This is a genomic window from Chryseobacterium sp. JV558 (assembly GCF_033712365.1).
Taxonomy (GTDB): Bacteria; Bacteroidota; Bacteroidia; order Flavobacteriales; family Weeksellaceae; genus Chryseobacterium.
This window is the reverse complement of the sequence record NZ_WJHU01000002.1, coordinates 206,484-231,367: the sequence shown is the minus strand read 5'-3', so window position 1 is coordinate 231,367 and position 24,884 is coordinate 206,484. Positions and strand designations below refer to the sequence as shown.

The 24,884-nt window shown below is 37.2% G+C and carries 21 protein-coding genes; 1 reads left to right on the top strand and 20 read right to left on the bottom strand.

Going from position 1 to position 24,884, the window contains the following annotated elements; all coding sequences use genetic code 11:
* Positions 1 to 32 precede the first annotated feature (32 nt).
* Entirely contained in the window at positions 33 to 911 is an 879-nt protein-coding gene (locus GFU89_RS06815) for an NAD(P)H-binding protein (protein WP_318846423.1), read from the top strand.
* An 81-nt stretch (positions 912 to 992) separates the two neighbouring features.
* On the opposite strand, the gene GFU89_RS06810 is transcribed toward GFU89_RS06815, so the two are convergent.
* From GFU89_RS06810 to GFU89_RS06715, 20 genes are all read right to left on the bottom strand, one after another.
* Positions 993 to 2,276 carry an ectonucleotide pyrophosphatase/phosphodiesterase gene (locus GFU89_RS06810; protein ID WP_318846422.1) on the bottom strand — a complete coding sequence of 428 codons (1,284 nt, stop codon included), beginning with the start codon at positions 2,274 to 2,276 and terminating at the stop codon, positions 993 to 995.
* A gap of 107 nt (positions 2,277 to 2,383) precedes the next feature.
* Positions 2,384 to 3,229 carry a GNAT family N-acetyltransferase gene (locus GFU89_RS06805; protein ID WP_318846421.1) on the bottom strand — a complete coding sequence of 282 codons (846 nt, stop codon included), beginning with the start codon at positions 3,227 to 3,229 and terminating at the stop codon, positions 2,384 to 2,386.
* 173 nt (positions 3,230 to 3,402) lie between these two features.
* Positions 3,403 to 4,149 carry a T9SS type A sorting domain-containing protein gene (locus GFU89_RS06800; protein ID WP_318846420.1) on the bottom strand — a complete coding sequence of 249 codons (747 nt, stop codon included), beginning with the start codon at positions 4,147 to 4,149 and terminating at the stop codon, positions 3,403 to 3,405.
* Position 4,150: 1 nt separating this feature from the next.
* On the bottom strand, positions 4,151 to 4,675 hold the full coding sequence (locus GFU89_RS06795) for an ankyrin repeat domain-containing protein (RefSeq protein WP_318846419.1): 525 nt from the start codon (positions 4,673 to 4,675) through the stop codon (positions 4,151 to 4,153).
* Positions 4,672 to 5,217, bottom strand: a complete 546-nt coding sequence (locus GFU89_RS06790; RefSeq protein ID WP_318846418.1) for a YceI family protein — start codon at positions 5,215 to 5,217, stop codon at positions 4,672 to 4,674. Before GFU89_RS06790 ends, GFU89_RS06795 begins: the two co-directional genes overlap by 4 nt.
* 10 nt (positions 5,218 to 5,227) lie before the next feature.
* The gene (locus tag GFU89_RS06785) at positions 5,228 to 5,575 is read right to left on the bottom strand and encodes a hypothetical protein (protein ID WP_318846417.1); all 348 of its coding nucleotides are present in this window, start codon (positions 5,573 to 5,575) and stop codon (positions 5,228 to 5,230) included.
* 1 nt (position 5,576) lies between these two features.
* Positions 5,577 to 6,419: a DUF5777 family beta-barrel protein gene (locus tag GFU89_RS06780; RefSeq protein WP_318846416.1), complete on the bottom strand. Its 843-nt coding sequence runs from the start codon at positions 6,417 to 6,419 to the stop codon at positions 5,577 to 5,579.
* A 125-nt stretch (positions 6,420 to 6,544) separates the two neighbouring features.
* Positions 6,545 to 7,195, bottom strand: a complete 651-nt coding sequence (locus GFU89_RS06775; RefSeq protein ID WP_318846415.1) for a Crp/Fnr family transcriptional regulator — start codon at positions 7,193 to 7,195, stop codon at positions 6,545 to 6,547.
* A 184-nt stretch (positions 7,196 to 7,379) separates the two neighbouring features.
* Positions 7,380 to 7,685 carry a DUF3467 domain-containing protein gene (locus tag GFU89_RS06770; RefSeq protein WP_027375539.1) on the bottom strand — a complete coding sequence of 102 codons (306 nt, stop codon included), beginning with the start codon at positions 7,683 to 7,685 and terminating at the stop codon, positions 7,380 to 7,382.
* 87 nt (positions 7,686 to 7,772) lie between these two features.
* Positions 7,773 to 12,038, bottom strand: coding sequence for a DNA-directed RNA polymerase subunit beta' (gene rpoC / locus GFU89_RS06765; protein ID WP_318846414.1), 4,266 nt, complete (start codon positions 12,036 to 12,038; stop codon positions 7,773 to 7,775).
* A gap of 80 nt (positions 12,039 to 12,118) precedes the next feature.
* Positions 12,119 to 15,940, bottom strand: coding sequence for a DNA-directed RNA polymerase subunit beta (gene rpoB, locus GFU89_RS06760; protein WP_318846413.1), 3,822 nt, complete (start codon positions 15,938 to 15,940; stop codon positions 12,119 to 12,121).
* Positions 15,941 to 16,383: 443 nt separating this feature from the next.
* Positions 16,384 to 18,981 carry a T9SS type A sorting domain-containing protein gene (locus GFU89_RS06755; protein ID WP_318846412.1) on the bottom strand — a complete coding sequence of 866 codons (2,598 nt, stop codon included), beginning with the start codon at positions 18,979 to 18,981 and terminating at the stop codon, positions 16,384 to 16,386.
* Between the two features lie 36 nt (positions 18,982 to 19,017).
* Positions 19,018 to 20,151 carry a hypothetical protein gene (locus GFU89_RS06750; protein WP_318846411.1) on the bottom strand — a complete coding sequence of 378 codons (1,134 nt, stop codon included), beginning with the start codon at positions 20,149 to 20,151 and terminating at the stop codon, positions 19,018 to 19,020.
* A gap of 129 nt (positions 20,152 to 20,280) precedes the next feature.
* A complete protein-coding gene (locus tag GFU89_RS06745) occupies positions 20,281 to 20,778 on the bottom strand; it encodes a hypothetical protein (RefSeq protein ID WP_318846410.1) in 498 nt (165 codons plus the stop codon).
* Between the two features lie 273 nt (positions 20,779 to 21,051).
* Complete coding sequence (gene rplL, locus GFU89_RS06740; protein WP_007845452.1) at positions 21,052 to 21,417, bottom strand: 50S ribosomal protein L7/L12; 366 nt, start codon at positions 21,415 to 21,417, stop codon at positions 21,052 to 21,054.
* A gap of 46 nt (positions 21,418 to 21,463) precedes the next feature.
* Positions 21,464 to 22,051: a 50S ribosomal protein L10 gene (rplJ, locus tag GFU89_RS06735; RefSeq protein ID WP_149833642.1), complete on the bottom strand. Its 588-nt coding sequence runs from the start codon at positions 22,049 to 22,051 to the stop codon at positions 21,464 to 21,466.
* Between the two features lie 17 nt (positions 22,052 to 22,068).
* A complete protein-coding gene (rplA, locus tag GFU89_RS06730; protein WP_068944773.1) occupies positions 22,069 to 22,761 on the bottom strand; it encodes a 50S ribosomal protein L1 in 693 nt (230 codons plus the stop codon).
* An 11-nt stretch (positions 22,762 to 22,772) separates the two neighbouring features.
* Positions 22,773 to 23,216, bottom strand: coding sequence for a 50S ribosomal protein L11 (rplK, locus tag GFU89_RS06725; RefSeq protein WP_047379251.1), 444 nt, complete (start codon positions 23,214 to 23,216; stop codon positions 22,773 to 22,775).
* Between the two features lie 340 nt (positions 23,217 to 23,556).
* The gene (locus tag GFU89_RS06720) at positions 23,557 to 24,225 is read right to left on the bottom strand and encodes a hypothetical protein (RefSeq protein WP_318846409.1); all 669 of its coding nucleotides are present in this window, start codon (positions 24,223 to 24,225) and stop codon (positions 23,557 to 23,559) included.
* Between the two features lie 6 nt (positions 24,226 to 24,231).
* The gene (locus GFU89_RS06715) at positions 24,232 to 24,879 is read right to left on the bottom strand and encodes a hypothetical protein (protein WP_318846408.1); all 648 of its coding nucleotides are present in this window, start codon (positions 24,877 to 24,879) and stop codon (positions 24,232 to 24,234) included.
* Between the last annotated feature and the right edge of the window lie 5 nt (positions 24,880 to 24,884).

Here is a 24,884-nt window from a genome sequence, read left to right as displayed (position 1 = left end):
CTTTGTTCTCAGAAATAAAAAAATATTTATATATGAAAATCGTAATCACAGGATCATTAGGAAATGTAGCTAAACCACTGGCACAACAATTAATTGCCGAAGGACATACTATTACCGTAGTAAGCAGTAGCGATGCAAGAAAACAGGATATTGAATCTCTGGGAGCAACTCCAGCAATAGGTTCTATCACGGATGTTAACTTTTTGACTCAAACATTTGAAGGTGCAGATGCTGTTTTTGTAATGACACCTCCGGCAATCAGCCCGGATAAGATTGTGGAAAACACAACCAATGCAGGAAAAAATTATGCTGAAGCTTTAAAGAATGCTAACGTAAAAAGAGCTGTAATGCTAAGCAGTGTTGGAGCAGAATCTCCGGTAGAAAACGGCCCAATCGCAGGTCTTCACAATATTGAAAAAATATATAATGAAGTAGACAGTACCTCTTTTACTTTTTTAAGAGCCGGATATTTTTATAATAACTTTTTCAATGATATTCCTTTGATTCAAAATGCAGGAATCATTGGTGGTAATTATCCTTCAACTATTGAAGTACCTGTAGTACATCCTACTGATATTGCCAAGGCAGCAGCTGAAGAACTTGTAAAAGATGGAAATAAAAACAACATCAGATATATTGTAAGTGATGTACGGACAGCATCTGATTTTGCTAGAGTTTTAGGTACTTCTGTTAATAAGCCTGAACTTCCATGGGTAGAATTTTCCGATGAAGATTCTTTAAACGGAATGCTGCAGGCAGGACTTCCTGAAGACATGGCTCATCTCTATGTTGAAATGGGTAGAGGAATAAGAACGGGTGTTGTTCAAAAGGATTTTATTGATCATGGTTCTCCTGTTACAGGAAATGTTAAATTGGAAGATTTTGCTAAAGAATTTTCTTCTCAATTTTAATTTTTAAGTCAATCTATTAAATAGTTTCGGCGCACCTTTGGTGCGCCGAAATCATTTAAATCTATATTTTTTACTCTTAGATTATTTTTGCTCTTTCAGTGTTTGTTTTAAAACTTTCAGTTTTCCATCAATAGGCTGATCAATTTTTAATCCTAAAACTTCAGCAATCAAAGGATAAACATTAATGTTGGCAAATTCAGGGATGACCAGATTATTTTTAAATTCAGGTCCCCAGGCAAAGAAAGTCGCTTTCATTTCCGGAACAACTTTAGGGTTGTAACCATGTTTTCCAACCGATGTTTTCTTTCCTTTTTCTAGAAATATTTTCGGAGCTTTCGGGATCAGAAGAATTTGCCCAATCCTGTTGTATCTGTCATCTTTTGTTGCAAAGTGCAGGTATTTAGGAAGTTTTTTATCCAGATATACTTCGTAATCGTCTGTTTTATTAGCTTTCAGTTCTTTATAAACTGATTTTATCTCATCCTGATTTTTAACGTAAACTCTTAACAAGGTTTGAGAGTTATAAAAATCAAATCTGTTTTTATCAAAAAGTACAGTTAGGATTTCCAAAGGAGTACCCCCATCTACTTTGATCATTCCGTGATCGGAAACAAAAATAAAGTTGACATTTTTTAATCCTAATTCATTTACTTTCTGAACAAGATCACCAATCGCCTGATCTATCAGATGAACAGTTGTTTCTGTTTCTTGGGCGTCAGGTCCATAATGATGACCGCTACCGTCTACTTCAGGGAAATATAATGATATAAAATGAGGTCTTTTATCTTCCGGTAATTTCAGCCAGTTTACTACTTTTTCTACTTTTTCGGAAGGTGTGAATTTTTCGTGATAAGGATAATAATAAGTTGGTCTTATTCCTCCTGCATCGCTGGCAGATCCTACCCACATCAAAGAAGCCGATACCATTCCCTGCTTTTCAGCGAGTCCCCAAAGTGGAGTTCCACCATACCAGCTGCCATCTTCTGCATCTTTCTTGCTGCTCATGGCATATCCTTCTTTTCTTTTATAATCATAGAAAAAGTTATCTATCAAACCATGATGAGAAGGATAAAGTCCGGTAATTAGGCTCCAGTGGTTGGGAAACGTAATACTGGGATAACTAGGAATCATTGCTTCAGCCTTTACACCGCCATTGGCAAGTTTCAAAAGATTTTCGGCTTTGTATTTTTGCGCATAGTCATAACGGAATCCGTCTGTAGATATCATAATCACGTAAGGTTTAGACTGAGCTTCTGTACTGTTTTGTCTCCCCGGGATGACCACCTGGGCTGTATCAATATTAGCCTGTTGTGCAAAAGCCGTAAAGGAAATTAGCAGCAGTAAAAAATGGATTCCTCGCTTCATTATTTTAAAATTTTCCGCAAAGTTACATCCTATACTTCTGCCTGAAAAGTTTAAGAGATTAAAAGTATATTAAAACCTATTATTTTTTTGAATAAAATGACGATCTGTTAAATTGACTTTTTCATTTCAAACTGTGACAGCCAATTGTTCAGTCCTATTTTTTCACCAAGAAATCGGCTGGTGTTTTCTGAGGAATCATCTACATTGTTCAATGCTATAGCTTGTCCTCCATTTTTATCCGAAATGGAATTAAAAAGCATTGTACCTATTCCCTGGTTTCTGAAATTCTTATCTACCGCAAACTGGTATATTTTTTTAGCTGCAGGACTATAAACAGCATATCCTACAAGCTTTTCTTCAATATAAGCACCTAAAGTCACATAGTTTTCCGGCATAGGTTCCAATGCAAAAACAGATCCCTGCCAGGAAGGTTCGATATCCCAGAAAGAACATAACAGCTCCCATTGAAAGTCTTTCAAATCCTTAATAGAAACCTCAGCATTTTCTTTTCCCTGTTGAATACTTCCGTTAAAGCAAAGCAATCTTCGGACAATGGTAAAACCTAAATTTTCATAGGCTCTGACCGCATTATGATTTCCTTCAATAACTTCAAGCAATAATGTATCTGCATTTCGTTCTTTTAGGGTAGGAATAATAAAATCATACATTTTTCTCACCAATCCTTTACCTCGGCTTTCAGGAACGACTCCTGTCCCACCATTGTATATAACTTTCTCCCCATTTTCAATTTTTTCAGACTGAAGAATAAAGCCAACGAGTTTTCCTTCTTCAAATGTACCAACCGATAAATTCATATTTAATTTCTCTGCTGCGATTTTTGAAACAAGTACCTCTTTCGTTAAATGAAAAGGAACAACATAGTCAGAAAATGAATGATTGAACACTGATAAAAGTTCGTCTATTGTGGTATTGGCTAAAGTTTTAAACTCCATGGGTTATAAAAATTATAAGGCTAAGAAACTGCCTTTTATTAAGAATCCGGATCTACACAAATATAGGAATTTTAAAGCAATCTCCATGAAATAGGCCTTTTAAGAAAAAATGATACCCCCGAAAAATCAGGGGTATTCATTACTAATTATTTAGGTGTATTTTTTTTTAAAACTTACTCTTTAATCAATTTTTCGTAAGACGTAGTTCCATCTTTAAGCTGAATTTCAAGATAGTAGCTTCCTGATCTCAAATTTTCAACACTGATGCTTTCTCCATCCGGTTTTACTGATAGTACTTTTCGGCCTGATGCTTCGAAGATATCAACAGATTTTATTTTATCAGAATTCTTGAAATTAACTGTTGATTTTGCTGGGTTAGGATATAGACTTACCTTCTTGCTATTGGCTGCAATTTCATTGGTAGATAAAGAAGCTGCTGTCATCGTTAAGGTTGCATAACCTCTTCCTGCATCATGATAACCTATACCTGTACCTGTTTTTCTTGCATAGAATATGTTAATTGTTCCTGCAGCATTGGCAATGGCAAGGTCTCCTGCTCCTCCTGAAAGACTTCTTGTCGCAATGACAGTTCTGGTAGATCCTGAAATAGTATTAGAAGTTTCTGTCCAGTCCTGCGAAGGGTCAACGGTAGGAGGTATCATAGGGCCGGTAAATCCATAGTCTCTATTGGTAGAAGAATTGTATATAAATCCATCTGAACCTGCTCCCATCCCCACACTTCCGAAACCAATTCCCAACATAGAATTGCTGTCACCTGTTACTGTAATTGTTACTCCGGCTGGAGTTGTATCTAATTTCACCGTCATGGCTGTATTCGGCAAATTTACCGTCCCTGACGAAAACTGTGCCCAAGCTAAATTTGCAAGAGCTAAACTAAGTACTAGTAGAGTTTTTTTCATATCAATTTTTTAAAAGATTAATAATTTCCTTGTTATTGGTTTGCAATGCATATTCAAAAGGAGTCATTCCCATTGAATCTTTCTTTGTTTTATCTGCTTTGTATTTCAACAGCTGTTCTACCAGATCTTTATTACCGGATTTTACAGCCCAGAATAAAGGAGTGTATCCTGTAGAATCTGCAATATTGGGGTCTGCTTTTTTCTTTAGCAGATGTTCTACCAGGTCTTTGTTGTATTTAATAGCAAGACCTGCCAGTGCTGTTCCTTCACGGCTTTTGTAGTTAACATCCTTTACATTTTCAATCAGAAAATCTGCAACGCTTGTATTCCCTCTGTAACAAGCTAAAATAAGGGGAGAGAATCCGTTTTCGTTCACCTGATTAATAATATCCGGATTTTGTTTCATCAGTTCCTGTACTTCAGGAACTGTTCCGCTTCTGGCAATATCAAATATTGATTTTGCTTTTTCCTGAGCAAATATCAATGAGCTCAGAAATAATCCTACAATTAAGATTACACTTCTCATTGTTTTACCATTACGTAATTGTATTCAATGTTGACATTTTCTGCCACTTTCTTGGTAACCATTTTAGGGATGGTCACTTTATAATCTGCAGGTCTTGCCATAAAACCACCCTGCATATAGATTTTACCATCTTTTGCATATAATGTGGCTGAAGAAGCAACTGCTTTGTCTACTCCATGAAAGTTAAGCGTTCCCTGAACGGTATATTTCTGAGGGCTTGTCGTAAGTTTTGTTTTATCAAAGTTGACAATTTTCCCTTTGAATGTTGTTTTAGGGTATTTTGCAGATTCTGCATAACTTTCATTGAAATGCTCTTCCATCAATTTCGTTTTAAAATGAAAGTTTTTAACTGTTGAAACAGATGCCATTTCACCATTGTCTGCGTTAAGAATCACAATATTGGTGTCATCCTGGGCAAAAATATCATCAAACAGTGGTACTGAAGCTTCAAAAGTTACTTTTCCTGTTTTAGAGCTGTATTTTTGTGCTGAAGCGTAACCGGCAGAAAGCAGTAATACGCTTAATAATGCTAATTTTTTCATATCAATTTTTTTAATTTTCATTTAATCCGTCGGCTTTCCATTTTATGAAAATATTGATCTGGGTAGCGGACAACGATCCTCCCTGAGGCATTTTACCGGGATCACCGTTAGGTCTTTGGATACGGTCCAGAATTCCGTCTATGTTATTTTTTACCTGATCGTAAGTAACGAACGGTTTAAAACTTCCCGCAGAGTGACAGCCTATGCAATTATTATCTACAATAGGTTTTACATCTGCTGTATATTTTACAGGTACTGTGATGGGTGTATTATCAGAAATCTCTTCATAAGTTCTGCTGTCACACGCCGTCAGTATGATTGCTGACGACAATATTAATAAGGATGTTAGCTTTTTCATATTAAAAAACTCTATAAAGATTAAACCCAAAGAAAATATGTCCTTTTCCCCACGCGCCTGTGGCATTGGTAAGATATCCGATATCTGAATTTATCTGGGAGTTCGTCAGTAAAAGCTGGAACACGTGTCCTCCTGTTTCTATATCTACTCCCAAAGACAGAGGGTTTTTATAAAAACTGTGATCGTCGAAATTCACAAAATATTCTGCATTCACAGAAACTCTTTTGGAAATTTTGTAGCGTCCTCCCAAACCTGCCAAAAATTGATTTTTGTTTTCAATAGTGGGTTCGTAAAGGTTTTTATGAACAAAGGAAGGAGTAAGCTGCAATGAAAGCTTATCATTGAACCTTCTTGAGATCAATGCCTGTGTAAGATAAGAAAGCCTGTCACTGAATTTAAGGTGTGGATAAGCATCTTTATCCAGTTCAGTATTGGCAGCCATTACATTGTACCCCACAATATCTACCGGAAATTTTTCATTTTGTCTTACCAGCCTGTATTTCACCGCTCCTTCAAACGTTTTCATATTCGTTTCTCTGGAAAGGCTTACGGAGACAGCATCTGAGATACCGTAGACAGCACCCAATTTGGTTGAGGCATGATCCAGACCGAAAAAGTCTTTAAATCCTGCGCTTATATCTCCAAATCTATGGGCCACAATCATGTACCATTCTTTTTTTGCAGCCAGTTTTGTAGATTGTCCCGTAACAATCTGAAGGGCTTTGAAAGCGGGTTGTGAGGTTTCTGTGTTGGTTTTCACCGTGTCAATATCTTTCAGCAGATCTTCCTGTGCAAAGACAAGACCTGAAGAAAATACTGACAAAAATAAGAGAGTTTTCGTCATATACAATTTGAATTAAATTATGATATAACAAACTTATCGAGTTCTCAATTCAAAAACAGGTGATAAAAGTCACCATTGAAATTGTTTTTATCAATGATAGAAATAAACTTTTCAAACAATTAAAATTAGATCATACTAACATTTTCATTTACAGGCACTTTTATTCCTTCTTTGGTTTGAGCAATTTCACCTTCGCTTTCAATTTTTTTCAAAACTCTGCTTACAACTTCCCTGGAAGTTCCCAAACTGCTCGCAATTTCACGGTGGGTGATCTTAATAGGATTGTTTCCTGTGGATGAAATCTGCTGTTTGATATAATTCAGGACTCTTTTATCCAGCCTGTGGAAGACTGCATCATTCACCATATTCATCACTTCTGAGAATCTACGGTCATATTCATGATAAAACAGTTTGTTGATTTCCGGGAATTTTATCAGCCAATCATGCATTACGGAAACGGGAATAAGAATAGCTTCAGAATCTTCTTCTGCAATAGCATATACCCTGCTGACATAGTCTGTGAGAATGGATGAGAATGTCATAAGACAGCTATCTTTGGGTTTAATATAATAATAGATCAGTTCTCTCCCATCATTAAGGGTAAATACCTTGATAGAGCCTTTTATCAGGAAAGGCACAAATTTATTTTTCTGTCCTTCTCTTATGATTTCAGTTTTTGCTTTTATATCAATTGCAACAGCATGCTTTTCCAGTTCAGATAAAAAATCGGCACCTAAAAAGCCAAATTTACTTACGGCGAACGCATTATCAACCATATCTTATATTTTCTACTTTTTCACAAACAAAGATATAAAATTGATGTGTCGTTACTATAAATTTTTATGTTATTAAAGAAAATTAACAATTAGATAAATTCGATATTCATTTTTTGAGCACAGTTGAGCACAAAAAATGCCCCGGTAAAAACCAGGGCATCTTTATTTATTGTAAAAAGAAATCTTACGCTTGAACGTTGTTTCCTCCTAATACGAAAGGCTCAACTTCTTTGATTTCTCCGAACTGCTGCTCGTAGTTAGCGATGTTCTGTTGAAGAGCGCTTAATACTCTTTTAGCGTGAAGTGGAGCAAGAATAACTCTTGATCTTACTTTAGCTTGCTGAACACCTGGCATCAACTGAATAAAGTCTACTACAAATTCAGATGGAGAGTGGTTTACTAAAGCTAGGTTAGCATAGATACCAGCAGCTACCATTTCGTTTAATTCGATGTTGATGTTTCCGTCTTGTGGATTTTGATTGTTGTCCATTGTTATAAATTATGTTTTTAAAATTCGAAATTTGAGATTGTGAAAATATAAAAATAATTTCAAATCCCAAATTTCAAATCATTAATTTTAGTTAAGGTCTTCGAATTCTTTCTTAGAACCTACAATAACGTTCTGATACTCTTTAAGACCTGTACCTGCAGGGATTCTGTGACCTACAATTACATTTTCTTTAAGACCGTTAAGTTCGTCTACTTTACCAGCAACAGCTGCTTCGTTAAGAACTTTAGTTGTTTCCTGGAACGATGCTGCAGACATGAATGACTTAGTCTGAAGTGCTGCTCTTGTAATACCTTGTAATACAGGAGTTGCTGTAGCAGGAAGAGCTTCTCTTACTTCTACAAGACCTAAATCTTCACGCTTCAACTTAGAGTTTTCATCTCTTAATTCTCTTGCAGTAATCATCTGACCTGGCATAAATTCTTTAGAATCACCAGCTTCTACTACTACTTTAAGACCAAATACTCTGTTGTTTTCTTCTAAGAAATCATACTTGTGCTCAAGAGCTCCTTCAAGGAATTGAGTATCACCTCCATCTACGATAGATACTTTCGTCATCATCTGTCTTACGATAATTTCGAAGTGCTTGTCGTCGATTTTTACCCCCTGTAGACGGTAAACTTCCTGAATTTCATTTACTAAGTATTCCTGAACCGCAGTTGGCCCTTTGATTTTCAGAATGTCGTCCGGAGTAACTGAACCGTCAGAAAGTGGAGAACCAGCTCTTACGAAGTCATTCTCCTGAACCAAGATCTGGTTAGAAAGTTTTACCAAGTAAATTTTTCTTTCTCCAGTTTTTGCTTCTACGATCAATTCACGGTTACCTCTTTTAATTTTTCCGTAAGAAACTACCCCGTCGATTTCAGTAACAACCGCTGGGTTTGAAGGGTTTCTTGCTTCGAATAATTCGGTAACTCTCGGAAGACCTCCGGTGATATCCCCTGTCTTTGCAGCTTTTCTTGGGATCTTGATTAAAACTTTACCTGCTTTAATTTTTTCACCATCGTTTACCATTAAGTGGGCTCCTACTGGTAAGTTGTAAGCTTTCTGCTCAACTCCTTTAGAGTCTACCACCTTCAAGGTAGGTACGGCTTTCTTATTTCTAGATTCAGAGATTACTTTCTCTTCGAATCCTGTTTGTTCGTCAATTTCAAGTTGGAATGAAATACCCTGGATGATATCTTCATATTCTACTTTACCAGCAGTTTCTGCAATGATAACCGCGTTATACGGATCCCACTTACAGATAATATCTCCTTTTTTCACTTTATCACCTGGTTTTACAGATAATATAGCACCGTAAGGTACGTTAGCGATCATTAATGGAGTCTTAGTCTCATTCTCAGCTACCAATCTAAATTCTGTTGTACGTGAAACCACTACTTCTGCAGTGTTACCGTTTTCGTCTTCAGAAGTAATTGTTCTTACTTCATCCAATTCAACGATACCGTCTCTTCTAGCAACAATAGATGGGTTTTCGGAAACGTTTGTTGAAACCCCTCCCTGGTGGAAAGTTCTCAATGTTAACTGAGTTCCCGGTTCACCAATTGACTGAGCTGCAATTACTCCTACAGCTTCACCCATATGGATCACTTTACCTGTTGCTAAGTTTCTACCGTAACATTTTGCACAGATTCCTTTCTTAGCCTCACAAGTTAACGGTGAACGAACTTCAACCGCTTCTAGTCCAGCTTCTTCAATTCTCTTAGCTAATGCTTCGATGATTACCTGATCTGCACTAGCAATTAGCTCATCAGTTTCAGGGTCATAGATATTATGAAGAGATACTCTACCTAAGATTCTTTCAGAAATCTTTTCAACGATCTCATCATTTTTCTTAAGTGCAGTAACTTCTGTACCTCTTAGCGTTCCACAGTCGTCTTCTGTAACGATAACGTCCTGTGCAACGTCTACCAATCTTCTCGTTAAGTAACCAGCATCGGCTGTCTTAAGAGCGGTATCCGCAAGACCCTTACGAGCACCGTGGGTAGAGATAAAGTACTCTAGAATCGAAAGACCTTCCTTAAAGTTTGCAAGGATCGGGTTTTCGATGATCTCCGCACCGGTAGAACCAGCTTTTTGCGGTTTTGCCATCAAACCTCTCATCCCTGATAACTGACGGATCTGTTCTTTAGAACCCCTCGCTCCAGAGTCAAGCATCATGTATACAGAATTGAATCCACCTTGGTCAACTTTCATTCTGCTCATGATCATTTCAGTTAATCCAGCGTTGGTGTTTGTCCAAACGTCGATTACCTGGTTATAACGTTCTGTATCTGTAATTAGACCCATGTTATAGTTGGCTCTAATTTCGTCTACCGTTTCAATTGAAGAAGCAATCATTTGCTTTTTCTCAACAGGAACTACAATATCCCCAAGTGAGAATGAAAGACCTCCTTTGAATGCATTTGAATACCCTAAGTCTTTCATTGCATCAAGGAACTTCACCGTTGTAGGGAAATCTGTATCAGCAAGGATCTTACCAATAACATTTCTCAATGATTTCTTCGTAAGAAGTTCATTGATATATCCTGACTGTTTAGGTACAATCTGGTTGAATAGAATTCTACCAACAGACGTTTCGATTAATCTTGTTACAATTACTCCCTCTTCTTTAACAGGTAGTCTACATCTTACTTTAGCATTTAAAGATACTCTACCTTCAGCATAAGCGATTTCCGCTTCTTCAGGAGAATAGAATGCAAGACCTTCACCTTTTACTTTCATATCTTCTGTAGAGCTCAGTTCTTTAGTCATGAAATAAAGACCAAGAACCATGTCCTGAGATGGTACTGTAATTGGAGAACCGTTTGCAGGGTTCAAGATGTTTTGAGAACCTAACATCAATAACTGAGCTTCAAGGATTGCTTCTGGTCCTAACGGCAAGTGTACTGCCATCTGGTCACCATCGAAATCGGCGTTGAAGGCCGTAGTTACTAATGGGTGTAGCTGGATTGCCTTACCTTCGATCATCTTAGGTTGGAAAGCCTGAATCCCCAGTCTGTGAAGCGTAGGTGCTCTGTTCAATAGAACAGGGTGACCTTTCATCACGTTTTCAAGGATATCATAAACTACCGGTTCTTTTCTATCAATAATTCTCTTTGCAGATTTTACTGTTTTTACAATTCCTCTTTCAATTAGTTTTCTAATGATAAACGGTTTGTAAAGTTCAGCTGCCATATCTTTAGGAATACCACATTCGTGAAGCTGTAAGTTTGGACCTACAACAATTACGGAACGCGCAGAGTAATCTACCCTTTTCCCTAGTAAGTTCTGACGGAAACGACCTTGCTTACCTTTCAATGAATCAGAAAGTGATTTCAATGGTCTGTTTGATTCAGATTTTACTGCAGAAGATTTTCTTGTGTTATCGAATAATGAATCTACTGATTCCTGAAGCATACGCTTCTCGTTTCTCAAGATTACTTCAGGAGCTTTGATCTCCAATAATCTCTTCAAACGGTTATTTCTGATAATTACTCTTCTATAAAGGTCATTCAAGTCAGAAGTTGCGAAACGTCCTCCATCCAATGGAACTAATGGTCTTAGTTCTGGTGGGATAACAGGAAGTACACGCATGATCATCCACTCTGGTCTGTTGATCATTCTTGTATTAGCACCTCTCAATGCTTCTACAACGTTCAATCTTTTAAGAGCTTCTGTTCTTCTTTGCTTAGAACCTTCGTTGTGAGCTTTGTGTCTCAAGTCGAAAGACAATGCATCAAGATCGATTCTTTTTAATAGATCTTCTACAGCTTCAGCACCCATTCTGGCGATGAATTTGTTTGGATCAGAATCATCAAGATATTGGTTTTCCACCGGAAGAGTTTCCATGATATCAAGGTATTCTTCTTCTGTAAGGAATTCCATATTTTCGAAATCAGAACCATCTAATTTTTTAGCAATACCCTGCTGAATCACTACATATCTTTCGTAGTAGATGATCATGTCTAATTTCTTAGAAGGGATTCCTAAAAGGTATCCGATTTTGTTTGGCAATGAACGGAAGTACCAGATGTGAGCAATAGGAACAACCAATCCGATATGACCGATTCTTTCTCTTCTTACTTTTTTCTCAGTAACTTCTACACCACAACGGTCACAAACGATCCCTTTGTAACGAATTCTCTTGTATTTACCACAAGCACATTCGTAATCTTTTACAGGACCAAAGATTTTCTCACAGAATAATCCGTCTCTTTCAGGTTTGTGAGTTCTGTAGTTAATAGTTTCCGGTTTTAAAACCTCCCCTCTTGAGTCTTGTAAAATAGACTCCGGTGAAGCTAAACCGATGGTTATTTTATTAAATCTACTTGTTTTATTTTTATTTGACATTTTTTAGATTTTAGATTTTGGATTATAAATTTTGGATAGAATTCTGAACGGGTTCAAAATTCAACAGGCAAAATTTAAAATTATTCCTCAAGTCTTACATCAAGTCCAAGTCCTTGTAACTCGTGAAGTAATACATTGAATGATTCTGGAATACCTGGTTCAGGCATAGATTCACCTTTTGCAATTGCTTCATAAGTTTTTGCTCTACCAATCACGTCATCCGACTTCACAGTCAAGATTTCTCTCAAGATATTGGATGCACCGAATGCTTCAAGTGCCCAAACCTCCATCTCTCCGAATCTCTGACCTCCGAACTGAGCTTTACCTCCTAACGGCTGCTGAGTAATCAATGAGTAAGGTCCAATAGAACGTGCGTGCATCTTATCATCAACCATGTGTCCTAGTTTCAACATGTAAATGATACCTACTGTCGCAGCCTGAGTAAATCTTTCTCCGGTACCACCATCATAAAGGTGAGTGTGACCGAATTTAGGTACACCTGCTTTCTCTGTATATTCAGTAATCTGATCAAGAGTAGCTCCGTCAAAGATTGGTGTAGCGAACTTCATTCCCAGTTTCTGACCAGCCCATCCAAGAACTGTTTCGTAGATCTGACCGATGTTCATACGAGAAGGTACCCCTAGTGGATTCAATACGATATCTACTGGTGTTCCATCTTCTAAGAACGGCATGTCTTCTTCACGAACGATTCTTGAAACGATACCTTTGTTACCGTGACGTCCCGCCATCTTATCTCCTACATTCAGTTTACGTTTCTTAGCGATGTAAACTTTAGCCAACTTCATGATCCCTGCTGGAAGCTCATCTCCGATTGAAATTGCAAATTTCTCACGGTTTTTAACTCCTTGGATGTCGTTATATTTGATTTTGTAATTGTGAATTAATTGTTTGATCAATTCATTCTTGTCAGCGTCAACTGTCCAGTCTGCACCACTAACGTTTACATAATCTTCAACTGAAGTTAATAACTTGTGAGTAAATTTCACACCTTTACCGATGATTTCTTCGTCAAGGTCATTTTGTACCCCTTGAGAAGTTTTACCGCTTACCAGTGTATTTAATTTTTCAATTAAAGTATTTCTCAACTCGTCAAATTTAGCCTTGTAAGTGTTTTCAATTTCTTCAAGTCTAAGTTTTTCTTCAGTTCTTTTCTTTTTGTCTTTAATGTTTCTAGAGAACAATTTCTTGTTGATAACAACTCCTCTTAATGAAGAGTCAGCTTTTAATGATGCATCTTTTACATCACCAGCTTTATCACCGAAGATTGCTCTAAGAAGTTTTTCTTCAGGAGTCGGGTCAGATTCACCTTTTGGAGTAATTTTACCAATCATGATATCTCCAGGCTTCACTTCAGCACCGATTCTGATCATACCGTTCTCGTCAAGATCTTTGGTAGCTTCTTCAGAAACGTTTGGAATATCTGCTGTAAGCTCTTCCATACCTAATTTGGTATCACGAACTTCAAGAGAATATTCATCTACGTGGATTGAAGTAAACCAGTCTTCACGTACAACTTTTTCGTTGATTACGATTGCATCCTCGAAGTTGTACCCTTTCCAAGGCATGAACGCTACCACTAAGTTTCTACCAAGAGCCAATTCTCCTTTTTCAGTAGCATAACCGTCGCAAAGTACTTGTCCTTTCTCCACTACATCACCTACTCTTACGTTTGGTCTTAGGGTAATTGTTGTACTCTGGTTCGTTTTTCTGAACTTAGTAAGTTTGTATGTTTTAGTAGCAGACTCGAATTGTACTAAATCTTCGTCTTCGCTTCTTTCATATTTAATGATAATTCTGTCAGCATCTACGTACTCTACAGTACCTGTACCTTCAGCGTTAATTAAGATTCTTGAATCTCTTGCAACTTGCTGCTCAAGCCCTGTACCAACGATTGGAGCCTGTGGCTTCAATAGAGGAACGGCCTGACGCATCATGTTAGATCCCATCAATGCACGGTTCGCATCATCATGTTCCAAGAATGGAATCAATGAAGCGGAAATACCTGAGATCTGGTTTGGAGCTACATCGATAAGGTTTACCTGAGCAGGCTCCACTACCGGATAGTCACCATCCAATCTTGCGATAATTCTGTCTGTTAAGAAGTCTCCGTTATCACTCAATTCAACGTTTGCCTGAGCAATTACTTTGTCTTCTTCATCTTCTGCATTTAGGTAAATAGGATCAGCGTTAAGATCAATCTTACCACTTTCTACTTTTCTATATGGAGTTTCGATGAAACCAAGGTTGTTGATTTTTGCATAGATCCCTAGAGATGAAATCAAACCGATGTTTGGTCCTTCCGGAGTTTCAATCGGACAAATTCTTCCGTAGTGAGTATGGTGAACGTCACGAACCTCGAAACCTGCTCTTTCTCTTGATAAACCACCAGGCCCTAGTGCAGAAAGTCTACGCTTGTGCGTGATTTCTGATAGCGGGTTGGTCTGGTCCATGAACTGAGAAAGCTGGTTGGTACCGAAGAATGAGTTAATTACAGATGTTAATGTCTTAGCATTTACAAGGTCAAGCGGAGTAAAGATTTCGTTATCTCTAACGTTCATTCTTTCCTTGATTGTTCTTGCAATTCTTGAAAGACCTACACCGAACTGTCCTGCCAATTGCTCACCAACAGTTTTAATTCTTCTGTTTGATAAGTGGTCAATATCATCAACATCAGTTTTTGAGTTTACTAACTCAATTAAGTGTCTTACAATTGCAATAATATCTTCTTTTGTAAGAACTTCAGTTGTAGTTGGGATATTTAGACTTAATTTTTTATTTAATCTGTAACGTCCTACTTCACCTAAAGAGTATCTCTGCTCAGAGAAGAATAATTTTTCAATGATTCCTCTTGCAGTTTCCTCATCTGGTGGATCTGCATTTCTTAACTGACGATAAATATACTCTACTGCTTCTTTTTCAGAGTTAGTAGGGTCTTTTTGTAATGTATTCTGGATGATAGAGAATTCGTTACTGTTTTCTTTGTGAATCAGGATTGATTTCACACCAGCATCCAGGATAAGATCTAAGTGTTCTTTTTCAAGGATTGTTTCTCTATCCAAGATGATCTCGTTTCTTTCAATAGAAACTACTTCACCTGTATCTTCGTCTACGAAATCTTCGAACCAAGTGTTCAATACTCTCGCAGCCAATGTTCTCCCTTCTACTTTTTTAAGGGCCGCTTTAGAAACTTTCACTTCTTCCGCAAGGTCGAAGATCTGAAGGATATCTTTATCAGATTCAAATCCGATAGCTCTTAATAAAGTTGTTAATGGTAATTTTTTCTTACGGTCGATATACGCGTACATTACGCTGTTGATATCAGTTGTAAATTCCATCCAAGATCCTTTGAAAGGGATAATTCTTGAATAGTAAAGTTTGGTTCCATTCGCGTGGTAAGTCTGTCCAAAGAATACACCAGGTGAACGGTGAAGCTGCGTAACGATAACCCTCTCAGCACCATTGATGATGAAAGAACCACTTGGCGTCATATAAGGAACCGGACCTAAATATACATCCTGAACCACTGTTTGGAAATCTTCGTGTTCCGGGTCAGTACAATACAATTTAAGTCTAGCTTTTAGAGGAACTGAATAAGTAAGTCCTCTTTCCACACACTCATCGATTGAATAACGTGGAGAATCTACCAGATAGTCAAGGAATTCTAATACGAATTGGTTTCTTGAATCCGTAATTGGGAAATTCTCTTGGAAAGTCTTGTAAAGAGCTTCTGTCTTTCTGGCTTCAGGAAGTGTATCAAGCTGGAAAAATTCTCTGAAAGACTCAATTTGGATATCCAAAAAGTCTGGAGTGATGATTTTTCCTTTCGCTGATGAGAAATTAATTCTCGGATTTCCTTGAGTTGTTGATTTTGTTTTACTCATAAAACTTTTAAGAAAGGGTTAAAAAATATTTTGATTCATTAAAAAAATATCAGAAAAGAACAAGAAACAAGGTAAAAGTAAAAGGTAAAAGTGTTTTTGGCGCTCACAGAAGACCTTAAGGTTCTTTTAACTTTGCACTTGGCTCTTTCTAACTGCAACACTGGTATATCTTTTCACAGTGTAATGCAAAATATTTTTATTACTTTTGAGGCAGTATTACCGCAATATCTACATATACGAAATCCCCTTCATGTTTTCACAATGAAAGAGTTGATTTTCAGTATTTTATAAATTTACAAACAATTTTTCGCGCCAAAAGAGGGGCAAAGATACAAAAAGTTATCCACAATAACAAATAAATCATCTCATTTCGAGGCTCTTAAAAACAAGAGAGGCTGCCCCAAATATGAGCAACCCCTCCACAACACAAGCTAATCTTATGACTATTTCACAATAACCTTATAAGATTGTATTTTTGATTTGGTTTCTATTTTAATAATATAAACTCCTGTAGGAAGTGAAGATGTATCAATACCGGTATTGGCATTAAATTTATCTGTCTTAATCACCTGTCCCTGTACTGAGAACAGTGTATACACTCCTTCTTCTGCGGATGTAATTATAAGATTTTCTCCTGCTTTTACAGGGTTTGGATATACTTTTACATCATTTGCTGCATCAGCAATTTCCGAAGCCGTGATTTTCGCAGCAGTTTTGGATGCATTTTTCAATAAGGACGCATAAGGTGAAAGCGGAGAATTCGGAGAACCTCTTTTCACAAGGTCTGTATCTACAACAGCCTGAATACCGTCTTTGTCTTTATCATTAATTGTAGAAATGAATCCACCGCCTAATGTATCAAGGTTACCTTTTCCAATCTGATAAAGGTCAAGATCTGAACCATTGGAAGTAATATCCAGGAAGTCTGGTTTATCATCCCCATCTGTATTTTTAACTGTATATTTCAGAACTCCTGAGTCTGGTGAAGTTTCCAGAATATCAGCGATACCGTTTTTACCTACCGGAACATTAGCATCGATAACACCATTATGGTCTGTATCAATCTGATTGATTACTGACGTTGGAATTCCTGATTCAAACAGATCTAAGATACCATCGTTATCAGAATCAAGGTCAAGATAATTCGGAACTGAATCTCCCAACACTGGTGTCAACAGAATATCTCCTTCGTTATCATCATCCTGGAATTTTCCATTTTTATCAAAATCTTCTACAGCATCAAGAATACCATCGTTATCAGAATCCAGATCACAAGCATCTACAATACCATCTCCGTCTGTATCCAGTGCAGGAGATTTATCGTTCACTTCCGTACATCCTTCTGCACAGTCAGGAATTCCGTTTCCGTTATTATCTATGCTGTCATCTCCTCCAGGGCAACGGTCGAAACAGTTTGGAACCCCATCATTATCATCATCTCTGCTCGCAAAAGCATTATAAATATAATAGTTCTGAGGAATACGAACCGCTGTTCCGCTGTTGAATGTAATTTTAATACGGTTGAAAGGCTTTGTAGCTTTTCCTCCTACATAGAATTTATTTGAATTCGTAGTGAAGAAGTTTCCGCTGATCAGACTTCCTGAGCTTGTAAAGGTATCTGTCAAAGTATTTCCGTTGTACAATGTCACCGTGATATTTTCCAGAACACTTACTCCAAGAAGGTTTCCTGCTTTTTCTACAGTAAACCCAGCCATCGTATTCACAGGAAGTACACTCGCAGTACTTACCGTTGCATATGCTGAGAAAATACTAAGAAAAGATGCTGCAGGAACAGTAGCCGTTGCGTAATTAGATGGATTGTTATCCACAATCGCTTCCGGATTGGTCATCTTCGCTAAAATAAGACCAAGGAATCCAGGACCCGATGTCCATGAAGTACCTGTTACCAAATTTCCCGGTACAGCAGAACCACTTGTCTGGATTTTATCATCACATTCACAAGAAACAGGTTCTTCAAAAGCATAGTAAACTTTTAAAGCTCCCAAATTAAATCCTACTGTCTGGGTAATTTTTAATCTTACTTCATTGAAAGGCTTAGTAGTCGTTAAGGTAACTTTCTGTTTTCCTGAACCAAATCCCAATACTTTAATGTTAATCAAACCTCCTCCGTCAGAAAGTTGTTTTGAATCCTGAAGCTGACCGTAAAGGTAAGTTTCTATTGTAATGTTCTTTAAAAACTCAGCACTTAACAGCTTCCCCTGATCATCTGGTTCAATAACAAAACCTGTTCTGTTACCTGCAGGATATACCTGATTTTTATCAAGAACTCCTACTGAATAAGATCCCAGCAATCCGATTGGAAGGACTATTGATCCGTAAGAGTTTTTATTTCCATCTCCAATTCTTTCTTTATTCTGAACATAAGAAAGCGGAGCCAGGAAACTGCTGCTTCCGGATACATTTCCGTCAACACCACTTCCTGCAATGATATCATCACAAATACCATTATTTTCTGTAGGCACTTTTGCAGGATCAAATGCAAAGGCATAATACACATTCATAGCACTGAATACAGAAAGAACATTGGTTTGATATAGTCTTACTTCATCAAATTCTTTTGAAGTTTTAAAGTGCAGGAATATCCTGTTCTTACTTCCTCCGAATGCAGGAACCGATAAAAGCGTACTACTGGTAGTTGTCTCCTGAAGAACACCATTTTTATACGTACTGATTCGCAAAGAGCTCAAAAGATCAATAGTAATAAAACTCGTCCCAAGATCTACATTGAAACCGGTAATATATCCCGCAGGATAGGTTGTATTTTTATTCTTTACAGAGATTCCGTTTCCACTTAAAAGGGAGGCAAAATTCCCCATACTTACGCTGTTATCAAGACTTGCATCCACCACCGGATTCATGCTTCCGTTATAACATGCTAGACAAATCCCTGAATTGTTGACAGGTTTTGCCTCTACTCCCATCCCACGGATCGGTTCATAGCCCTGCTGCGCAAATACTGCCACTGACATCATCAGTGTCATAAGCATCGCAGCTAACTTTTCGAATAATTTTCTGGTCATTTTTTATTTTTTTAAGGTTTGTGTTTATTTTATGAATTAGTAAAGCGCTTTCCAGTTAGTCCCATTACAACCTTCATGTACTTTCGCGGTTGTATTATATCGGATTGCACCCTCTTCTGCTGCTGAACATGCTGCATTGGCACCGGAAGCAATTCCTTTCATCTGAATAGCAGCACCTGTAGCTGTTGCCGCAGTAGGTGTCATATTGATTCCTAATATTGTATCTGTTCCGTTGTTTTTATTGAAGAAAATATGCTGTTTATTGGCATAAACCATCTGCCCTGCTGCTGCCTGGCCTGAAAATCCAATTGCAAAAGCTTCTGTACCGGTGGCTGTATTGGCAGAACCAACAGCAATATTATTCAATGATGTTGTATTTCCGCTTCCGATAGCAATCCCGCCACTGTTGGTATGATTGTTTCCAACAGTCAGTCCTGTGAGTCCTGTTACGGTGTTCAGGTTTCCAAATACTAAATTATTAGGTCCGGTGGCATTGTTGGTGTTTCCTATCACCTTAGCTCCATTATTTGCGGTGTTCCCCATTCCGATAGCTACAGCGAGAAAATTACCCTGCGCAGAAACTGAGTTGTCTTTTCCCAATGCAATATTTGAAGAAGTACTGTTGGTAAGAATATTATTGGATCCCCAAGTAAACGAAGCATAAGGACCTGTTGCAGAATTGGAATTTCCACCCTGCAGAGTTCCGTTAGTATCTAATATTCCTTTTACATTTTTCTGAGTAGCCAGAACTAAATTCTGACCATCATTTGTACCTAAGTAATTCCCGGAACCAATATCCGTTCCTAATGTTGCTATTGCCGCTGTTGTACCAGCATTTCCTGCTGTACGCCAGTTTCCACTTAAATTACCCCATTTGGTACCATCAAAATAATAGTATCCAGGTGATACAACATCAACGGTCTGCCCGGAAGGTGTAGTTTCGGCTGCTGTAACATAGACTATAGCCCCTGTTTGGGCTGCAGTATAGCTTTTAGCTCTCAGTTGTACTCCTGTAAGTCTTGGAGCAATCACGCCATCAAGTTTACTGGCATTGGAAGGTGATCCTATTATATCAAAGGTTGCCTGAGCTTGTCCGGTATTAATCCCAACCTGTGCTGATAGTGATGCACCAATTGATAAAAGAGCGATGGTGAATAATCTGTTTTTCATGTCTAATGATATTTGCTGTTTTTTATGTATATGTGTTTTTTTGAAAGGGCAATTCCCGGGCATTCTCATTCAAATAATAAATGAAATAACAGATAGTACTGTAAGAAAGCGCTTAAATTGTAAGAAATATTATAGGGTAAAAGAATGGATTAATTTATCAGGAATTTTAATGATAAACTTAAACCCGTCAACAAGCTTAAATGAGTTGACATAGAATTTTCGGACTTCATTAAATATCAAGGAAATATTTTCTTTGTGGTTCAGATACGAATAAGTCCACTTACTCCAACCAGCAACAAATTTGATATCTCTAAAAAAAAATAACTGAAGGTTGTCATTATTTAAAAAAGGAAGGTTGTTTTGTAATCTATTGCAATAGAATGCAAAAGTTTCATTCTGAACAGCAGACATTTTATGTACAGCTGCCACGCCATTTCCTGCTTCAGACAGATGAACTGAAAGATCAGCCAAATATTGCTGCGGGTGATTATTTATATCTGTACAATAGAGTAATTGAGTTTTACTCATTGTTACAGGTATAAACTTAGCGTTTAATTTTCCTACAGCCGCCAGAAGCAGCAAAAGTGTAATCTTGTGGCCGTAAGAAAGAAAATAATTTCTATCCAATTATGTTGTGTTTTTTCGGTACAAATATAATATTTTTCCAACCAAAACAACACTTCATTAATTAAAATATAAATAAAATAGCGAAATTATAAAATAAAAATAAAATATTATGTTAATTACTATTAAATAAATAATCATAATAAAATATAAAGAAAAAAGGATTAATAATATTCAAATACTATTATGAAATAACGTACACGTTTACAAAGACTTGCATACAAAAAAAAGAGTCCGGGCAATGCCCGGACTCCTATATTTATAATAAAATTGAAATTATTTCAATTCTACTTCAGCACCAGCTTCTTCTAATTGCTTCTTAAGAGCTTCAGCTTCGTCTTTAGAGATACCAGTTTTGATTGGAGCAGGAGCACCATCTACGATATCTTTAGCTTCTTTAAGACCAGCACCAGTTAAATCTTTTACTAATTTAACGATAGCTAATTTAGAAGCACCTGCAGACTTAAGAATTACGTCGAATTCAGTTTTTTCTTCAGCAGCTTCTCCACCACCTGCAGCAACAACTACAGCAGCAGCAGCTGGCTCAATTCCGTACTCATCCTTAAGGATAGTTGCTAATTCGTTTACGTCTTTTACTGTTAAGTTTACTAGCGTTTCAGCTAAATTTTTTAAATCTGACATTGTTGTAATGTTTTTGTTGATTATTTATTTAATTTCTTGAGTATAATTATTCAGCACTTGTTTCTTCAGTGCTTTCTGCAGCAGCTTCAGGAGCTTCAGCAGGAGTTTCTTCTACAGCAGGAGCAGCAGCTTCTTCAGCTTTAGCTTCTACAGTTTCAGATTTGTTTTGAAGAGCAGAAACAACTCTTTGAATTGGAGATTGAAGTAATCCAATGATTTCTCCGATCATTTCTTCTCTAGACTTGATGTTAGCAAGTGCAGATAAGTTTTCGTCTCCAACGTAGAAAGTTTCCTGAACAAAAGCAGACTTTAAAGCTGGCTTTTCTTCTTTCTTTCTGAACCCTTGGATTAATTTTGCTGGACCGTTTGCAGTCTCAGAAATCATTAATGCAGAGTTTCCTTTAAAAGTCTGGAACATTTCAGAGTAATCTACTCCTTCAATCTGCTCCATTGCTTTTTGTAAAAGTGTATTTTTCACCACTTTCACTTTGATATTTTGTTTGAAAGCCTGTCTTCTGAATTCTGAAGACTTCGCAGCGTTCAAACCGTCTAGATCTGCTACGTATACTACTTTTGCATCCTGAAGCAAGTCTTTGATCTCTTGTATTGCTACAACTTTTTGGTCTTTTGTCATTGTCTTAAGGATTTATATTAGTTAACAGATTTAGTATCGATTGCAATACCAGGGCTCATTGTAGAAGACAAGTAAATGCTTTTTACATACGTTCCTTTAGCAGCAGTTGGCTTCATTTTGATCAATGTAGAGATCAATTCCTGCGCATTTTCTTTGATCTTAGCAGCATCGAAAGATACTTTACCAATACCAGCGTGGATGATACCATACTTGTCTACTTTGAAATCAATTTTACCTGCTTTCACTTCAGTTACTGCTTTACCAATTTCCATTGTTACAGTTCCTGATTTAGGGTTTGGCATTAAACCTCTTGGTCCTAATACTCTACCTAATGGACCTAATTTACCCATTACAGCTGGCATAGTAACGATAACGTCAACATCTGTCCAACCTTCTTTGATTTTTTGTAAATATTCGTCAAGACCTACATAATCAGCACCAGCAGCTTTAGCTTCTGCTTCTTTATCTGGAGTTACAAGAGCTAATACTTTAACATCTTTACCAGTACCGTGAGGAAGAGATACAACACCTCTTACCATTTGGTTTGCTTTTCTTGGGTCTACACCTAATCTTACAGCGATATCTACAGAAGCATCAAACTTTGCAGTATTCACCTCCTTTACAAGAGCTGAACCTTCTTCAAGGTTATAGATTCTTCCTTTTTCTACTTTGCTTAAAGCTTCCTTTTGCTTTTTTGTTAATTTTGCCATTTCTTTAAGTTTTAAGCGTTAGTTGGTTTAGTTCCTGTTACTCTTAATCCCATAGATCTAGCAGTACCTGCAACCATAGAAAGAGCAGAGTCTGTTGTAAAACAGTTAAGATCCGCCATTTTATCTTCAGCGATTTTCTTTACTTGTTCCCAAGTTACAGAACCTACTTTGTTTCTGTTTGGTTCACCAGAACCTCCCTTGATCTTAGCTGCATCCATTAACTGGATTGCTGCAGGTGGAGTTTTAATAACGAATTCAAAAGATTTGTCTTCGTATACTGTAATTACTACAGGTAAAACTTGCCCTGGCTTATCTTGGGTTCTTCCGTTAAATTGCTTACAAAACTCCATGATGTTCACACCTGCAGAACCCAATGCTGGACCTACTGGTGGAGAAGGGTTAGCTGCGCCACCTTTCACCTGAAGTTTTACCATTTTAAAGACTTTCTTAGCCATTGTTTGTTTTTTAAATTTGAATAATTAATGAGTTTGGAAGCATTTATTATTCAGTAGGTTATGCACTCACATAACAATAAACCTACTTTTTGGACTGCAAAAGTATAAAATATTTTTGAAATAGCAAACGGAAATTGCTGATTTTTAAAAAGTTTTAAAAAAATAGTTGAGTTCCCGAAATTATTTTTTCAGATCAACTTTGGCAATGTCCTCTTTCAAGAGGATTTTGAAATATAATGTAAATTACTTCCACTCGATTTTAAAAAGAAGATCTTATAACAAATAAAAAAGAAGAACATATACCTGCTCTTCTTTTTTATTTATAGAATTCAAAGACCTGCTAAAAACCGGATGGCTTGGTAATCGTTTGGGTAGAACCATTATTCCCTCCAAGATCAGCATTAACATCACTGATATTTTGTTTTGTAATCAACCTTCTGTAAGCCATCAGATAGAGATCTACCGTAAAATTATTATAGTTTCTTGATGGATTGGATGAATTTACAGCAATAATTCTGCTGTCTGTAAACCTTGCTCTTATATGCCATGTCCCGTTACTTTTGAATGCCACCACATCAGGAGATCCCTGTCTGTTGTCATTAACACCGTTATCTCCATAATCAAGCATCACATTGGTATTTCCATCATTCATTTTGAAAGAATAGTTATGAAGGACAACCAAAAAGTTATTTGCATCAATTTTGGTATCATAATCTGTAATCCCTGCACCTGATATTCCAGTAAGGCTAAGCTTAAGATAATTGAACAGTCCGCTGCTTTCCAAAGCCGGATCATACAATTGTAAACCATTTTGCGAAGTTGCTAAAAAGCTCCCTCCGGTCATGGTAGGCTCTCCCGGATTTCTCAGATATAAAGAATTCGTATATGTTTTTCCGTTAACATCAAGTGTTTCTGTAGGATTAGCAGTGTTCACCCCTACATTTCCTTTCTGAGCGTTCAAAAATATCCCCAGACACATGATTATTGTGATATAAATTTTTCTTTTCATAGTTTTTTATTGAAGCCCTAGAGGCGTATTGGTTGATACTCCCGAATAACCCGGTGAAGCAGACGCTGAAACAGAACCGTTGAAAGTTCCCCAGTCTTTAACTAATGATCTTTCAAAGACATTCAGAGTAAGAGTCCATGTTCCATTTTGGGATGAAACGGTACCGGCTCCTTTAAAGCTCAAATTAATTGCATGATAATTTTTACCCCCACTTGCTACCTGAGTAACTTCAGTAGAATAAGAACCATATGATTTTGGATTCGTTGTCGTATTAGCCGCTGATACCGCTCCTGTAAAAACAGCACCTGTAATTGCCACAACATATTTACTTACATCTAATCCTGTATTGAGATTTACCACTTCATCTTGTCTTACATTTTTCAATACAATATTATACATATTCACAGGGGCTACATTACGGAGCGATATGTCCAACAGCTTTACCTTACCTACTGGTGAAGTATCTTTTGAACGGGTAAGAAGAAGATAGTTTCCGCTTGCCTTCGTATTTTCAGTATCTATTAAATAGGACTCTACCAATGTTTCTCCTTCAACATCGAGAGTTCCTTTAGGGGTATTAGTATTGATTCCAACTTGTGCATTAATACTTAAAGCAGCAAACCCTGTAAAGAGTATCGCAATAATTTTTTTCATAACGT

Excerpts from the sequence above, each read along its gene's own strand:
- GFU89_RS06800 (WP_318846420.1), bottom strand. The coding sequence starts at position 4,149 with ATGAAAAAAACTCTACTAGTACTTAGTTTAGCTCTTGCAAATTTAGCT.
- GFU89_RS06755 (WP_318846412.1), bottom strand. The coding sequence starts at position 18,981 with ATGACCAGAAAATTATTCGAAAAGTTAGCTGCGATGCTTATGACACTG.
- GFU89_RS06815 (WP_318846423.1), top strand. The coding sequence starts at position 33 with ATGAAAATCGTAATCACAGGATCATTAGGAAATGTAGCTAAACCACTG.
- GFU89_RS06790 (WP_318846418.1), bottom strand. The coding sequence starts at position 5,217 with ATGAAAAAATTAGCATTATTAAGCGTATTACTGCTTTCTGCCGGTTAC.
- rplL (WP_007845452.1), bottom strand. The coding sequence starts at position 21,417 with ATGTCAGATTTAAAAAATTTAGCTGAAACGCTAGTAAACTTAACAGTA.
- rplK (WP_047379251.1), bottom strand. The coding sequence starts at position 23,216 with ATGGCTAAGAAAGTCTTTAAAATGGTAAAACTTCAGGTGAAAGGTGGC.
- rpoC (WP_318846414.1), bottom strand. The coding sequence starts at position 12,038 with ATGTCAAATAAAAATAAAACAAGTAGATTTAATAAAATAACCATCGGT.
- GFU89_RS06780 (WP_318846416.1), bottom strand. The coding sequence starts at position 6,419 with ATGACGAAAACTCTCTTATTTTTGTCAGTATTTTCTTCAGGTCTTGTC.
- GFU89_RS06785 (WP_318846417.1), bottom strand. The coding sequence starts at position 5,575 with ATGAAAAAGCTAACATCCTTATTAATATTGTCGTCAGCAATCATACTG.
- GFU89_RS06715 (WP_318846408.1), bottom strand. The coding sequence starts at position 24,879 with ATGAAAAAAATTATTGCGATACTCTTTACAGGGTTTGCTGCTTTAAGT.
- rpoB (WP_318846413.1), bottom strand. The coding sequence starts at position 15,940 with ATGAGTAAAACAAAATCAACAACTCAAGGAAATCCGAGAATTAATTTC.
- GFU89_RS06805 (WP_318846421.1), bottom strand. The coding sequence starts at position 3,229 with ATGGAGTTTAAAACTTTAGCCAATACCACAATAGACGAACTTTTATCA.
- GFU89_RS06770 (WP_027375539.1), bottom strand. The coding sequence starts at position 7,685 with ATGGACAACAATCAAAATCCACAAGACGGAAACATCAACATCGAATTA.
- GFU89_RS06750 (WP_318846411.1), bottom strand. The coding sequence starts at position 20,151 with ATGAAAAACAGATTATTCACCATCGCTCTTTTATCAATTGGTGCATCA.
- GFU89_RS06795 (WP_318846419.1), bottom strand. The coding sequence starts at position 4,675 with ATGAGAAGTGTAATCTTAATTGTAGGATTATTTCTGAGCTCATTGATA.
- rplA (WP_068944773.1), bottom strand. The coding sequence starts at position 22,761 with ATGGCAAAATTAACAAAAAAGCAAAAGGAAGCTTTAAGCAAAGTAGAA.
- rplJ (WP_149833642.1), bottom strand. The coding sequence starts at position 22,051 with ATGACAAAAGACCAAAAAGTTGTAGCAATACAAGAGATCAAAGACTTG.
- GFU89_RS06720 (WP_318846409.1), bottom strand. The coding sequence starts at position 24,225 with ATGAAAAGAAAAATTTATATCACAATAATCATGTGTCTGGGGATATTT.
- GFU89_RS06775 (WP_318846415.1), bottom strand. The coding sequence starts at position 7,195 with ATGGTTGATAATGCGTTCGCCGTAAGTAAATTTGGCTTTTTAGGTGCC.
- GFU89_RS06810 (WP_318846422.1), bottom strand. The coding sequence starts at position 2,276 with ATGAAGCGAGGAATCCATTTTTTACTGCTGCTAATTTCCTTTACGGCT.